Annotated in this window: 12 protein-coding genes; 8 read left to right on the plus strand and 4 right to left on the minus strand. The window is 49.8% G+C overall.

Annotation, left to right across the window (positions count from 1 at the left end):
• Positions 1-13: 13 nt before the first annotated feature.
• Positions 14-1,080 (minus strand): IS630 family transposase gene (locus B3759_RS04685; RefSeq protein ID WP_099050323.1). Its coding sequence is split into 2 segments (ribosomal slippage): positions 14-594 and positions 594-1,080, totalling 1,068 coding nucleotides; the frame shifts between segments, so codons are not numbered across the junction.
• Positions 1,081-1,157: 77 nt separating this feature from the next.
• On the opposite strand from B3759_RS04685, the gene B3759_RS04690 reads away from it, so the two are divergent.
• Both B3759_RS04690 and B3759_RS04695 read left to right on the plus strand, forming a co-directional pair.
• Positions 1,158-1,667, plus strand: coding sequence for a TonB-dependent receptor domain-containing protein (locus B3759_RS04690; protein ID WP_349679288.1), 510 nt, complete (start codon positions 1,158-1,160; stop codon positions 1,665-1,667).
• Positions 1,668-1,836: 169 nt separating this feature from the next.
• The gene (locus B3759_RS04695) at positions 1,837-2,280 is read left to right on the plus strand and encodes a Fur family transcriptional regulator (RefSeq protein ID WP_291364101.1); all 444 of its coding nucleotides are present in this window, start codon (positions 1,837-1,839) and stop codon (positions 2,278-2,280) included.
• Positions 2,281-2,343: 63 nt separating this feature from the next.
• On the opposite strand, the gene B3759_RS04700 is transcribed toward B3759_RS04695, so the two are convergent.
• Positions 2,344-3,357, minus strand: a complete 1,014-nt coding sequence (locus B3759_RS04700; protein WP_077929791.1) for a sulfite exporter TauE/SafE family protein — start codon at positions 3,355-3,357, stop codon at positions 2,344-2,346.
• 327 nt (positions 3,358-3,684) lie between these two features.
• Between B3759_RS04700 and B3759_RS04705 the strand changes: the two genes are divergently transcribed.
• From B3759_RS04705 to B3759_RS04715, 3 genes are read left to right on the plus strand one after another with little or no spacing between them, the layout of a single operon-like run.
• Positions 3,685-6,930, plus strand: coding sequence for an efflux RND transporter permease subunit (locus B3759_RS04705; RefSeq protein WP_291364105.1), 3,246 nt, complete (start codon positions 3,685-3,687; stop codon positions 6,928-6,930).
• The gene (locus B3759_RS04710) at positions 6,927-7,625 is read left to right on the plus strand and encodes a response regulator transcription factor (protein ID WP_173575469.1); all 699 of its coding nucleotides are present in this window, start codon (positions 6,927-6,929) and stop codon (positions 7,623-7,625) included. Before B3759_RS04705 ends, B3759_RS04710 begins: the two co-directional genes overlap by 4 nt.
• 10 nt (positions 7,626-7,635) lie before the next feature.
• Positions 7,636-9,003 carry a sensor histidine kinase gene (locus B3759_RS04715; protein WP_291364108.1) on the plus strand — a complete coding sequence of 456 codons (1,368 nt, stop codon included), beginning with the start codon at positions 7,636-7,638 and terminating at the stop codon, positions 9,001-9,003.
• Between the two features lie 323 nt (positions 9,004-9,326).
• On the opposite strand, the gene B3759_RS04720 is transcribed toward B3759_RS04715, so the two are convergent.
• A complete protein-coding gene (locus B3759_RS04720; RefSeq protein ID WP_077929794.1) occupies positions 9,327-10,925 on the minus strand; it encodes a B12-binding domain-containing radical SAM protein in 1,599 nt (532 codons plus the stop codon).
• Between the two features lie 549 nt (positions 10,926-11,474).
• On the opposite strand from B3759_RS04720, the gene B3759_RS04725 reads away from it, so the two are divergent.
• The 3 genes from B3759_RS04725 (at position 11,475) to B3759_RS04735 (ending at position 14,013) form a co-directional block, all read left to right on the plus strand.
• Complete coding sequence (locus tag B3759_RS04725; protein WP_291364111.1) at positions 11,475-12,146, plus strand: ABC transporter ATP-binding protein; 672 nt, start codon at positions 11,475-11,477, stop codon at positions 12,144-12,146.
• Positions 12,143-12,940 (plus strand): ABC transporter permease, encoded by a 798-nt coding sequence (locus B3759_RS04730; protein WP_173574186.1) that lies wholly within the window; start codon positions 12,143-12,145, stop codon positions 12,938-12,940. The genes B3759_RS04725 and B3759_RS04730 overlap by 4 nt, the downstream gene beginning before the upstream one ends.
• A gap of 788 nt (positions 12,941-13,728) precedes the next feature.
• Positions 13,729-14,013, plus strand: coding sequence for a carboxymuconolactone decarboxylase family protein (locus B3759_RS04735; protein WP_077929795.1), 285 nt, complete (start codon positions 13,729-13,731; stop codon positions 14,011-14,013).
• A gap of 125 nt (positions 14,014-14,138) precedes the next feature.
• Here B3759_RS04735 and B3759_RS16890 read toward each other — a convergent pair whose 3' ends face one another.
• A complete protein-coding gene (locus B3759_RS16890; protein ID WP_338422094.1) occupies positions 14,139-14,378 on the minus strand; it encodes a hypothetical protein in 240 nt (79 codons plus the stop codon).
• Between the last annotated feature and the right edge of the window lie 10 nt (positions 14,379-14,388).

Below are 14,388 nucleotides of genomic sequence, written 5' to 3' on the forward strand. Positions count from 1 at the left end.
ATACCAACGGCTATCACCTTTGACCTTTATGAGCCCATTTTCTGAGGCCGATGGAACGGATGGTGTCTGGGAGTGCGACGAGATTGTTCCACGCGTTACAAGCAGCATTGATGATGTGGTCCATGTCATGGAAGACGGTGTTTGCCAGCCAGTTGGCGCGGAGGAACTGCCAGACATTTTCGACCGGGTTCAGTTCGGGAGCACGCGACGGCAGGAAGATCAGACTGAGATTGCGCGGTAGCCTGAGTTTGGCGGTCGTATGCCATGGCGCCCGATCAAGGAGCACGACGGCATGGGCTCCCCGAGCCACGGAGCGCGAAATCTCGTCGATGTGCAATTGCATACTGTCCGTGCCAATAAACGGGAGTGCGAGACCTGCGGCCTTGCCTCGCGCGGGACAGATTGCCCCGAACAGCCAGGCATTGGCATAGCGCTGGTCGGCCGGCTGGCGTGGTCGGGTTCCCCGTCTGGCCCATTGCCGGACGACACCGTTCTTTTGCCCGATCCGCGCTTCGTCCTGAAACCAGATTTCGATCCGTTTGCCGCGCGGCAGATGGCCGGTGTGGGAATTCAGGATTGTCGGGAAGTTTTTTTGAATGCGTCCATGACGGACGGATCCTGTCCCGGGTGGCGGGGGCGTGCGCTGACGTGACTGAAACCCAGTCGTTTCAGAAGAGTAGAAACGTGGCGTTCGTGATACGAGACGCCAAAGCGCTCCTCAATTACCCGCTTCAGATCAACGCGGCGCCAGCGGACCACGCCGTCCCGGTTTCGGTCAGGGCCTGCCATGATCAATGCCGAGAGTTCCGCCTGCTGGTCCGCCGTCAGGCGGCAGACTGAGCCGTTTCGCCATTGATCCCGCAGGCCATCTGGCCCCAAAGCATTGAACCGGTGTACCCAGTCCCGCAGGGTCTGCCGGTCCATGCCACCAATCCGTGCCGCGTCCCCGCGGCTGACACCCTCGCGCACCGCAGCCAGTGACAAAAGGCGCCGTGCAACATTCGCCTCCCGTGCACGAGAGGCCAGCCGCCGAAGCGCCTCAGCAGTATAATCCGTCCGCAATGCAATCGCACCAGCCATCTCCGATCCTCCCTCACAAGACAGAATCAGAATAGGCCCGACACGTCACTTCACAGATGAGTCACACGTAATACCCGTTGGTATTATTTGACGGCAAAATGACAAATGCTCAGGTTTCTGATGGTTTTGGGAATCAGATAGATGCTGGTACTCAACGTGTACGGGGCGCGGAGATTAATGTAGCGGGTAACATTACGCCCCGGTGGGAAATGTTTGGGGGATGGACATATCTTGATAGCACTGTTATTGGCGGCGGTCCAACTAATGCCAATGTCGGAAAGCGATTTCCATATACACCCGGAAATTCCATAGCACTCTGGAGTACATATCGTATTCTACCGCATCTCAAAGCGGGTGGTGGAATAACATATATGAGCAAGCGCTATACCAATGTGAATGATTCGACATTTGTTCCAGAATACGTACGCCTTGATTTGGTAGCAGACTATCAGATAACAAACTCTCTAGATCTTCAAGCTAATCTTCAGAATCTTACCAATAAGCGTTACTATGATCGTATTTACACTAACTATTCTCGGATTGCGGCAGGGCGTGCCGTAACATTCCAACTTAGTTTTAAAATGTAAACAGAATATTCCCTAAAATTAATATAGTAATTTTTTGGTTTCGTTTCTGGGAAAGAGAAAGATGTAGGTTTTTCTCTTTCTTTCATAAAAAAGTAAGAGGATGGAGACAATGTTGGCTTGTTCAGAGCGTAATTGTTTTTCATCTGTATTCAAGGGGATTCCTTCCAGTATGAATCTTACCGCTCGGAGCATAGACATCCTAGAAGATAGATGTCAGCAAGCAGGTATTAAGATGACTGATGTGCGTAGAGCGCTTTTGTTTGGAATTCTTGAATCTGGTGCAAACTCTACGGCAAATGATATTTGGAAAACGTTAAAATTTTTAACGGAGAATAGGAGATGTCCCTCTCAAGCCTCAGTTCAACGCACCCTTAATTTAATGGTTGATAGGCTTATTCTTCGACGGGATGTTACGCCAGATCGCCTTTGGCGATATAGCATAATGCCTGAGAGTCAGGAGAGTTTCTCTATTATATTTGTTAACATCGAGACCGGACAAAAAATTAGCTGTAACGCTCCGGAAGTTAAAATATTTTTACGTCGTTTTACAATTGAGCATGGATTAAAAATTCAATCTGTTACTTTCGTAGTTAAGTCTAGGGAACGTTCATAGTAAAATAGGTCACTAAATTCAGTTCAAATTTCCTCATTAACAGGATATAAAAATTTGTTATTTTTATACTGTAGACTTTGCCTCTCCTTTAAAGAGAGACAGATTAAAAAAATTTTTCTCTAGGTGAGTTACGTATAGGCCACGAGTAGGAGAAAAATGAAGAACTGAAGCAATTCTTTCGACAGAAGCGTCTTGCGATTTTAAGATGTGGCTTATCTCCAACTCTGTCGGGCTCTCTAGCTCTATCGATAGTTGATGTTGTTTCCAGTCCACAGCGAGTTCTACTTGTTTATTATTCTGGATAAAATGAAATTCTATATGATTTTGCGAAGTAATTTGGCTGCCTGCCAAGCTTATCATTGCGATGCCAGCAATTACAGCTGCGCTATGCCCTATTTGTCGGAACAGATGGTCAGGAATAAGATGTAGCGATGCTTTCATGATGAAAGAAGATGCCAGAGCAGCAACTGCGACAATAATGCCTGCGGCAACGGTGTTTTGGTCGACAAGCCCATAAAATGTATAAAGACCTACTTTTACGAGGTGAAGCAGAATGTCGTTGGCCGCGCGAGTTGCAACAATCTCCTCTTTGCGTAAGCCCAGACGATGGTAGAAGCCATTAAACAATAGTCCAACCGCTCCAGTGAAGCCCGAGATGAATCCAGCTAAGGCACCGATTACTGGCAGCCATGTTATACTACGTGGTTCTGAAATTTTATCTTCTGACTTACGGCGACGAAGCATGAGTGGGAGGTTACTTAGCAAGAATAATCCGAGAAAAAAGTCCAGATAGGCTGGCTGGATATGTTTTAGGAGTAGAATACCCGCCCACGCTGCTGGTAGAGCCAAGGGCACGAAACGCAATACGATTTGCCATTGAATGGTTTGAAAAAAAAGAGCAATGCGGGACATCGAACTGACAGCCGTGCCAATAGAGAGTGCGGCAGGTACATGATCGGCTGTAAGTAGTAATCCCAGCACAGGCATCATGATGAGACCAGCCCCTCCACCCGAGACAGCGCTGACCGCAAATGCGGCGATCGAGATTATAAACAAAGTAACAAACCCAAAAATCATGTCAGGTGTCCCAATAGCAGCTACGTTTGTGCATATGAATTATTGTTACGGCTTTCGATTTCGGAGATCTTGAATCCATAAAAAAAACATAACCACGCCAACAAAAAGTCGAAGAAACATAATTTTTGGCTCTCATAAAACGTGTATATGAATTTTTCTTATCTATTATACTAAATATAGTGTATATTCGTATTTAGGGAAATCACATATCTATTAATAATTCCCAACGTGGGCTACTGTATCTTGCTCTATGACGCGAGTTCAATAACGGTAATACGCCGATCCCTGTGAGGATCTTCATCATGTTGAACTGAAACGCCCACCAGTATGACGGATTGGTTTATATCCAGACCGGTTGCTACAATTTTAATGACCGTCTCTCTCTGCTTGTTTGGATTCATGGGATATCTCATGCTTCCTGTGTCAGATTTGCCGAATATTGATTTCCCGGTCATTCAGGTACAAGCGCTTCAGCCTGGCGGAACGCCAGAGCAGATTGCCAGCTCCATTGCTGAGCCTCTGGAACGTCACCTCGGCACCATCGCCGGACTTCAGGAAATGACGTCTCAGTCCAGCAACGGGATGCTGCGTGTGACGCTTCAGTTTGCGCTCTCGCGTGACATTAACGGCGCAGCGCGGGATGTCGCCGCGGCTATTCAGGCAGCGCGTGTCGATCTGCCCAAGACGTTGCGCCAGAACCCAACCTACTCCAAAGCCAACCCGAACGATCCTCCAGCGCTGATCCTCGCTCTGGCTTCGGATACTCATACTCTGCCGATGTTGTATGATCAGGCAACCAATAACCTGCTGCCGCGCCTTTCGCAGATTCACGGCGTGGGCCTTGTGCAGATCAGCGGCAGTGCTCTGCCAGCCGTGCGTGTCGAGATTAATCCGCTCATATTATACAAATATGGACTTGGCTTTGAAGATGTCCGTGCCGCACTGGCTTCAGCCAACGCACACACACCAAAAGGCTATATCGATACTGCTGGACAGAGATTTCAGATTGTAACCAATGACCAGATACATCGTGCGGCAGATTATGAGAGGCTTGTTGTCGCGTGGCGTAACGGCAGACCAATTTATCTCACTGATGTGGCGACTATTATTGATAGCGTGGAAGATGTGCGCAATGCCGGTTACTATAACGGTAAGCCAGCGATTATTGCGCAAGTCTACATGCAGGCCGGTGCTAACGCTGTTGCAGCAATAGATCAGTTTCATCGCGAATACGGGGTCATTCAAAGCACTCTTGCGCCAGGAATGAGGCTTGCCACTGTTATGGATCGGTCAGAGGTCATCCGGGCCTCTCTTGCGGATACCCGCCTGACACTCGGAGTTTCTGTTGTTCTCGTGATCGCGATCGTCCTGCTTTTTCTCGTCTCTCCACGCATTGTCGTAGTTCCTGCCATTGTCATTCCGGCGTCCCTTCTCGGAACACTTGGTTTTCTGTGGCTACTTGGTTACGGCCTCGACACTATGTCCCTCATGGCTCTGACAATTGCGACAGGCTTCGTTGTGGATGATGCCATCGTTGTTGCCGAAAACATCGCGCGTTATGCTGAGGAGGGCCTGCCACCGCTGGATGCCGCGAGGCAGGGAGCCAAGGAGGTGCGGTTTACGATTATCTCAATCACTGCGTCGCTTATCGTGGTCTTTTTACCGATCCTGCTGATGGGCGGTCTGACCGGACGCCTGTTTCACGAATTTGCCATCACGGTCTCATTGACCCTGTGCGTCTCAGCAATTTTATCGCTCAGCCTCACTCCCATGCTGTGCGCCAGACTGGGAACACATGCGGCGGAGAATGCTTTCACCCGCATTCTTGAGCGGTGGCATGAGCAGACGCAGAACATCTACCAGCGCACTCTGGAGGTCGCGTTAGGGCACCCGACGGTCGTCCTGCTCTCTCTTCCTCTCTCACTGGGCGTGACAGTGGCGCTGTATCAGGGGCTTCCTCAGGGGCTGTTTCCTGACGAGGATACCGGAATGCTTCTTGGTCGTGTCATGGGGAATGAGACAATTTCCTTTCAGGCTATGGCGCACGATATGGAAACTGTTCAGAGCATACTCCTGCAGGATCCGGATGTTGCGGGTGTTGCAGGCTTCCTCGGCGGACGAGGCTCTTCCAATCAGGGTAATATTTTCATCCGCCTGACAGATAAGGCGGAGCGGAGCGATACTGTGGCCTCAACGATCAGTCGGCTGGGTCAACGCACCCGCGTTTTAAAAGATGCACGCTTCTTCGCGCTTCAGCGTGGAGCAATCCGGATCGGTGCGCGTCCGAGCAATGCGGCTTACCAATACAGTCTTCAGGGCAATGCCCCACAGGAACTCTATCGTTACACCCAGAAGCTTGTGACGCAGCTGAGCAGGGAGAAAACACTGATGGATGTATCCTCGGACGTCTTGCTGGGGGGTGACAGTATGGATGTGCGGATTGTGCGTGACGCCGCTGCGCGTGTGCAGATCACGCCGCAACTGGTCAGTAATGTTCTTTATGACGCCTATGGGCAAAGGGCGGTCTCTGTCATCTACAACCCCCTCAATCAGTATCGTGTGATCATGGAAGTGTCGCCACGCTTCTGGCAATCGCCAGAGTCACTTATGCAGACGTGGGTGAGCACTTCTGGGGGAAGCGCCAGCGGTGCAGCCCAGTCTAATCTCATCCGGGTTCAGCAGGGACAGACAACAGGATCGACAAACAGTGCCAGCAGGCAGAGCATGTCAAACCAGATTGCCAATAGTCTGGCGGGGGGGGCTTCCGCGTCATCAGGATCAGCGGTTTCGACGGCCCATGAAACCATGGTTCCTCTCTCTGTCGTGACGACCCGCAAAATGAATAAGACTGCGCTTGCCGTTAATCACGCAGGTCAGGCAGTCGCTGCAACAATTTCTTTTAACCTTCCGCCAGGCGTATCTTTAAATCAGGCGATGAAGACAGTCGATCGTGTCGTTGCTCAGACCAGACTTCCAGCATCAATTCAGGGAGACTACGCAGGCAACGCAGCACAGTTACGCAATTCAGCCAACAATCAGCCGTTATTGATCGGGGGCGCTGTTCTGGGGATCTACATCATTCTGGGCATACTGTATGAAAGTTTCGTCCAGCCGATTACCGTAATCTCCACATTACCATCAGCGGGTGTGGGTGCGATGCTCGGCCTTTGGGTGTGTGGCGAAGAGTTTTCTCTCATGGCCATGATCGGACTGCTTCTGCTTGTGGGTATTGTTAAAAAAAATGCCATCATGCTGATCGATTTTGCCATTGCCGCAGAACGATCGGGCCTTAACGCTGAGGACGCTATTCGTCAGGCGTGTATTTTCCGTTTTCGGCCTATCATGATGACGACCTTCGCGGCCGCGTTCGGTGCCTTGCCGCTGGTTTTCGGTCACGGATATGGTGCCGAACTGCGTTTGCCACTTGGTATCACAATCCTTGGTGGTCTCGTCGTAAGTCAGGCTCTGACCCTTTATACGACGCCCGTTCTATACTTAGTGCTGGACAAGCTTCCTTTCGGCCGAGAGCACATTCCGTCAAACACGTATGGTATAAAGGAGAGCGCCTCATGATAGCGGATCATCAGGAGGGTGTTTCACGCATCCTGTTAATTGAGGATGACTGCGAGACGGCGGCTTATATCAAGTCGTCTCCCATGTTCACACATATTGACATTACGACGGTCGCTGATGGGAAACAGGGGTGTGCTCTTGCACTGGAGGAAACGTGGGATTGCATTATTCTCGACCGCAGACTTCCGGGAGTAGATGGTCTGACCATCCTGACAACCATGCGCGCGGCTAACATCCAGACCCCAGTCCTTTTTCTGACAACAATGGACGGAATTAACGACAGAGTTACAGGCTTGAAGAGTGGAGGAGACGATTATCTGGTCAAACCGTTTTCAATGGCAGAATTATCGGCAAGGCTTGAGGCCATCTTACGTCGCATCAATGCGCAACATCAGGAAACACGCCTGATTTTTGCCGATGTCGAAATCAATCTACTGAGCAGAGAGGTGCGTCGTGCCGGACTTAAACTCTACATTCAGGAGCAGGAATTGAAACTCCTTGAATATTTCATGCGGCATCCTCTCATGCTGGTAACGCGTGAAATGCTTCTGCAAGCCGTGTGGGACATTGATTTCCCGATCCGCACCAATTTAGTCGAAACTCACATAAGCCGATTGAGAGAACGCCTTGGGCGAGATGCTCCACCTCTGATCCATACGGTCAGAGGTCAGGGTTATGTGTTACGGCACTCCTGAAAGTATGGATATGCCCCAGATGACAACTCGGCGACTTCCAGTTTTTCGGAGTTCGTCCTTTCGTATTGTGGCATTATTTGCAGGCTGTTTTCTTGTCAGCGGGCTCATGGTAACGGCGCTATCTGGATATCGTAGTCAGGCATTGCTTTCTCGACAGATCACACAGGCTGTTGCGAATGAGCGCGACGAAGCTTTTTCAGAAGCACAAGGTCAGGACGTCAGTCACCTCTCTCCTGTCATCAAAGAACTTGTTCAGAATGAACCGGGCTTTTACTACCTTCTGCAGGATGCTCAGACACACGCCGTCACGAGCAATATGCTGCATTTGCGTCCGGTTGCTGGCTGGAGGTGGTTATCATGGACGCACCGCACATTGCCGCCAGACCGTCATCCTGTGATCGGATATGGTACGGTTTTACGTGATGGCGGATACTTCTTTGTTGGTATTGATGCTACGCCGCTTCAATCTCTTCGGCGAGGCCTTTGGTTGACACTGGCATGGAACAGTCTCATTTTCCTTTTGATTGGTCTTGGCGGTGGTTTCACTTTAAGTCGTCTTGTACTTGGAAAAATCGAGACTATCAGCATGACGGCGCGCGAGATTATGCGTGGTGATATTTCTCGTAGGCTTAGCCTTAATGCGACAGGAGACGAATTCGACCATCTTGCTGGCAGTCTGAACGCGATGCTTGACCGGAATGAGGCGTTGATCGCCAGCGTGCGCCAGGTTTCGGATGATATCGCGCATGATATGCGACGCCCTCTGGCTCGGCTGGGGCAGCATTTGGATAAAGCGATGGAGACTTTACACCCAGAAATCAGGGATTCCGCCCTTATCCGGGCGAAAGCAGACCTCCATGATGCGCTTGAGATATTCTCTTCCGTTTTAAGGCTCGCACAGATTGAGGCCGGAGATCGTGTCCCGGACGCTGCGTTGTGTTCTGTTAAAAATCTATTTGATAAGATAAGATATTTTTATCAAGCCGTTGCAGAGGACTGTGGAAAAATTCTTGTTGTCAGCGCACCTGAACCTGACGTGATGATTGAGGGCAGTCGTGTTTTATTAATCCAAATGCTGTCCAACCTGATCGAAAATGCCATAAATCATTCTCCCCCAAGCACCAGAATTGTTTTGTCTGCAGAATTGGATAAAACCGCAATTGTATTTGCTGTGACGGATACAGGCCCTGGTATTCCGCTTGCTGAGCGAGAGCGTGTGTTTGAGAAAATGGTAAGGCTGGATTCAAGCCGAACAGTGCCCGGCACCGGACTGGGGTTAAGCATGGTGCGTGCAATTGTCCGCCTGCATGGGGGGAGCATTCGCCTTCAGGACAATAATCCGGGATTACGCTGCGAGATCACTCTGCCAAAGTCATAACTTCATCAGTCAGAATATTGTCGGGCACCGTATCGGATCCCCATCCGAACACCGATGAAAAACACTGGGTTTTATATCTTCTGTGACGTGTCGGCATCAAAGAACAGAGACAACTGCACAGTGCACCCTTCCTTCGATAAGGATCTGGATCTGCAATCCGGCTCGGTTAAAGCAGTTAACTTCCCGAGCCTCTGATCTGATGCCCGTCCGATGACCAGGCAACTTTCTGTGCGTGAGTTGAAAAAATGGTCCCCCATGGCACTGGATAAACTGGAAGCCGGAAAACGATGTGTGTGCACATTGCTTCCAGATCTTAATACAGGTCAGATTGCCATAAGCTCGGCTTCAATGGGTTGCATTACAGGTGGAGGGCTCCACCGGCCTTGATCTATATTTGCTATTTCTCCGTCAATTTCAGCAATGACCTGACGTGAAAATGGACCGAGGTGAAGGTAAAGCGCACTTGTCATGACTACATAAGGGAGTGCTTTGGGGTTATGCAAAGCGCAGTCCAGTATCATACGCCAGAACTGCCCCGTCGTTCCCGGTCCGGCCCGGTGAATGCGGAAAAGCAGCCGGATAAAGCTGCGCAGATCTCCTTTTATCATTCGGTGTGTGCGTTCACGCTTGAGCATTCGGCCAAGCCTGCGGACCCGGCCAAAATAAGCAGTCGGATCATAAATTGCAGCAAGCACTGTTCTGTAATCATTCAGCACGTCACGTCGTGGGCGTTTTGTTTCGAAATTGAGTCCTGCAGTACACTGATCGCCCGACTGGGTCTGTTCGCTGCCGGAAAAAAGACGACCTTCGGCAAAAAGACGGCGTGTCAATTGGGTTGTGGGCAGGGCATAAAGCAGACCTACCATGCAGACCGGGATCGATGTGTCTTCAATACATTCAATCATGCCTTTAGCAATGCTGCCTTTTTCGCTATCAAACCCGACGATAAAGCCGGCATTAACAAAAATTCCTGCTCTGTGGATTGTCTCGATGCTCTGCTGTAAGCTCCGCCTTGTATTCTGCTTTTTTTGCATAAGCACGAGAGACTCTGTATCTGGACTTTCGATGCCCACGAATATAGCAAAGAAATTTGTCTCAGACAGGCTACGCAGCAGATCGGGATCATCCGCCAGGTTAATTGAAGCCTCTGTTGAGAATTCAAATGGAAAATTCTTTGTATTCTGCCACTGTTTGAGGTCTGGTAGAAATTTTTTAAGTGCTTTCTTGTTGCCTATCAGGTTGTCATCCACAAAATCAACATGTCCGCGATAGCCAAGAGCGTACAGGGCATTAAGCTCTGCTATGACCTGTGCATTGGTCTTGGTGCGCGGCACCCTACCGTAGAGTTCGATAATATCACAGAACTCACAACTAAAGGGACACCCACGCGAAAACTGAACACCAACGTGCAGATACTGATCCAGCTTCAATAAATCAAAACGCGGCAAAGGGCTTTTTGTAACATCTGTTTTGCCCATCTCCGCTTTGAATACGCCTTGCCTGTCACCACGTCGCCATGCCGTGATGAAATCAATCATGATTTCCTCGGCTTCGCCCAGAACCTGAAAATTTGCTGCACTGTAAAGGTGCGGGCTGGACGTAACATCGGGGCCACCAATTACGACCGGCTTGCCAAGAGCTCGACACATTTCAATAATATGCAGGGCATCGTTGCGTTGCGGCAGCATCCCGCCCGTCATGACAATATCGGCCCAGCCAAAATCTGCATCATCCAGATGTTCGGTGTTTCTGTTTACCAGCCGTATTTCCCAGTTTTCAGGCAGCAGCGCGGCAACTGTAATAAGACCAAGCGGTGCCGCAGGATAGCGTGCGTTAGTCAGATCGCAGGTTTCTTGATAGTTCCAGAATGAGCTTGCGTTGAAGAGGGGAAAGACCATGAGTACCTTACAGGTATCGATCATTGCACAAAGATCCAGTGTACTAGGGACGTGTTGTCGAGTTTTTTTCGTTTAATTGATGAGTTCTTAATCTGAATTCCAAGAAAGAAAATGTATGAAGCATAGATATTTTTCTCCTTAATTGCCCTGAAAAAATAAAGTGCAATTATTTCCTAATATGCCGTAATTTGTTATTTACGAATAAATAAATAATAACTCAAGAACTATAGACTATTGTTGGGATTTATTAATGACGGATAATGTTAATTTTAAGCATAATTGAAATCATAGATTCCTATTGTCGATGGAGAAGGTCGCAGTATCTTGGTTTGTGAAATTGTCACAAAGTCTTTTTCCTCTTTTGTTGGTGTAGCGAATATGCCGGGATGATGAGTAGATGGCCTTAAAATTCTAAGGCCAAATAATTGAAAGAAAATAGAAGATAAAAACACCCACCTTAAAGGTCTTCTTGAGCGCTGCAGACGTCGGAAAGAACATGGTGGTTACTTGGTTGATTATGCGGCTTGTTGCTTCCCGCAGGTTGTTTCTACGAACCGACAAGCCTTATGTTGGATGAATGTGGCAGGGTTAATGTTTTCACGTTTTTCTCATCAGGCGCTCCGACCGTCAGTTGATGTCCTTACTCGTGGATTTTCTGCGAGAGGGTTACGTAATGCCCATGCGGGACCGTTTAATATTGATGTACCGGCAGGCACATGCTTGGTGGTGACTGGCATGTCCGGGACAGGAAAATCTGTCTTGTTGCGCATGATGGCGGATCTTGATCCTCATCAAGGGGATGTGGCTTTGAATGGCCGTTTCTGTTCGGCTATGCCGTCCCACTCATGGCGGAAGCAGGTTTTATATCTTCCAGCAGAATCAGGATGGTGGAGCGATGTCGTACTCGATCATCTGCCAGACAACGATCAAACCTACGTTCTGATGGAACATCTGGGTTTGCGGCGCGGTGTGCTGTACGACCCCATACATCGTCTCTCTACAGGTGAGCGGCAGCGCCTTGCTCTGGTGCGCGGATTGTTGAATGCCCCTCAGGTCATGCTGATGGATGAGCCGTGCTCGGCGTTGGACAGTAGAACTACGCTCTTAGTTGAAGCCGTCATGCGTGCCAGAATGGAAGAGGGAGCCACAATTATTCTTGTCTCGCATGATCTCGCGCAGGCATCGCGGATGGCGGATCAGCGTTGCGATATCGTCGACGGCCATTTTAGCGGGGTTGCGTTTTGACGGCTATCTTAATGACTCCGGGTGACATGTTACTGGCAGGAGGAATGATTTTCGGCAGTATAATACTATCGCTCGTGTTCTCGTTGGGTATCCAGAAGGCGCTGTTTATAGCGGCTTTGCGGATGGTAGTACAATTGGTTCTGGCCGGCAGTGTGTTGTTGTTGATCTTTGGTCGCTCCTCTGTGTGGCTGACGATAGCGATGCTTGTTTTCATGTTTGCAGCCGCTTCATATGAGGTTGGTACGCGGCAGCTGGTGCGCCTGACGCCAGACTGGCACTTTGGCATAGGAGGTGGCAGTACCATTATCGGCACAGTGATTGTCGTCTTGCTTGGTCTGTTAACGGCGTTACAGCCGCATCCATGGTATCAGGCACGCACAGCAATTCCGATGACAGGGCTGCTGCTGGGCAATGTCATGAATGCTGTTAGCCTGACAATGAATACACTGCTTTCGACGATATCGCGCGAACGTTCGGCCATAGAGGCACGACTGACACTGGGTGCGACCAGGACGGAGGCAATGAATGTTTCCATTCGGCAGGCAATTCGTGCCGCGTTAATTCCAACGCTCAATCAGATGGCTGCTGCAGGTATCATTACATTGCCGGGTATCATGACAGGACAGATTCTTGCGGGAATGAACCCGATGGAAGCTTCGAAGTATCAGATTGTTCTGATGAGCCTGATTGTCAGCGGTAATATGATCGGTGCTACATTAGCTGCCGTTTTAACGGCCGTAAGGCTGAGTGATAGTCGGGGACGATTACGCTTAGATCGTCTTTTCAGGAAATAAAGCATTCTGAGTTTTATGAAGGTAGGAGTGCCCGTGACATAAAAGATGGTAATTACTAATAAACCGAAACATTCTCTACCCAAATTTCGTGAACGTGCGGTTTGTATGATCCAAAAAAATAGAAATCATCAGCTACTTTACTCTGCAATGCTGTTGATCGCGTCTAAGTTAGATATAGGCCCTGACATGTTGTCAGAATGGGTTCGTCTGAATGAACGGGCCAACGCATTTGTAACGGGCTATCGGCTTGATCGGAAGAAAAGTATGCAAATGGAGCACTAAACCCTTTTCTGCGGCAGCGTCCTCATAACGGGTGCGGACCAACATCTTCTGGTGAGAGGATATCACGAGGTACGCGGCGAAAAATCACGAGAGCACGATGCCGCACAGGCGCAGGATAATGTGGTAAGCGCTTTACACAGTTAGGGCAGCGATCTGGACATGGTCGAGAGCCTGATAGCGGATAAGGAATTGGGGCGCGTTCTGGATATTGGTAGACCGTTTCATAGGATGCTTCTACGAACCAACGGCATACGCTACCGCTTTGTCATCGACATGGCTTCTCTGACAGAGGGATAACTCACGCACGATATCGCAAGGCTCTCAGTAACACAGAAAATGCCGCCTGGCGTCTGAAAATGGCGCATCTCTTTCCCTTGAAAAAAACGATGACCACATGACGATGCGCGGAGAAAGCGACATGAAAATAATGCCAACCGCAGCAGCGGCTCTGACGATGGGAGCAGGACCAGCTCTCTCAGAAGCGGTCTTCGGTCGCTCCCAAAGCCATGCAGGCTCTTGCTCCGGGGCTCGCCGACTATACGGACAAAGTGCTGTTCGGAGAAGTCTGGCGCGAAAAATCTGTCAGTCCCCTCGATCGTAGCATCGTCACTCTGTCCGTGCTGATCGCCACGGGCAAAGCGGCACAACTGACGTCCCATGTTCAGCTCACGCTTCAGCACGGCGTGACGCCGCGTGACATTTCAGGCCTCGTTACCCAACTCGCACTTTATACCGGCTGGCCGAATACCGTATCAGGGCAGCCCAAGGAGGTCTGGATTTTGCCAGAGTAGATGACAATGCCCTATTACGTGCTTCATCCACCGTGGAATGACTGCATCGCCAATGATACAGTTCGGTATCTTTTTGCCGACTAGCAGGTAGTGGAGAGCGTAACCCGCCATGCTACGGTTGCTTCTTATACAATCATGAAACGGGCGGCATTGCCGCAGCGAGAGAGGAAGCGTTCCGGAAGCAGTTGAATGCTTAATAGTGTCAAAACTCCAACCACGCTGAGAGTCCAGAAAATTCCACGCCATCCAATCAGCTCGATAAGTTGACCGCCAGCCAAGGGGCCGAGCAGGGGGGCGATAACCATGATCCTCATAAGTATGGAGATCATTCGAGCGATCTGGGTGAGGGCGAAGTTGACCTCAATCGCGTAAAGA

This window comes from Acetobacter sp. UBA5411, from assembly GCF_002409645.1.
GTDB lineage: Bacteria > Pseudomonadota > Alphaproteobacteria > Acetobacterales > Acetobacteraceae > Acetobacter.

Excerpts from the sequence above, each read along its gene's own strand:
- B3759_RS04705 (WP_291364105.1), top strand. The coding sequence starts at position 3,685 with ATGACGGATTGGTTTATATCCAGACCGGTTGCTACAATTTTAATGACC.
- B3759_RS04695 (WP_291364101.1), top strand. The coding sequence starts at position 1,837 with ATGAATCTTACCGCTCGGAGCATAGACATCCTAGAAGATAGATGTCAG.
- B3759_RS04700 (WP_077929791.1), bottom strand. The coding sequence starts at position 3,357 with ATGATTTTTGGGTTTGTTACTTTGTTTATAATCTCGATCGCCGCATTT.
- B3759_RS04715 (WP_291364108.1), top strand. The coding sequence starts at position 7,636 with ATGCCCCAGATGACAACTCGGCGACTTCCAGTTTTTCGGAGTTCGTCC.
- B3759_RS04720 (WP_077929794.1), bottom strand. The coding sequence starts at position 10,925 with ATGATCGATACCTGTAAGGTACTCATGGTCTTTCCCCTCTTCAACGCA.
- B3759_RS04735 (WP_077929795.1), top strand. The coding sequence starts at position 13,729 with ATGCAGGCTCTTGCTCCGGGGCTCGCCGACTATACGGACAAAGTGCTG.
- B3759_RS04725 (WP_291364111.1), top strand. The coding sequence starts at position 11,475 with ATGAATGTGGCAGGGTTAATGTTTTCACGTTTTTCTCATCAGGCGCTC.
- B3759_RS04710 (WP_173575469.1), top strand. The coding sequence starts at position 6,927 with ATGATAGCGGATCATCAGGAGGGTGTTTCACGCATCCTGTTAATTGAG.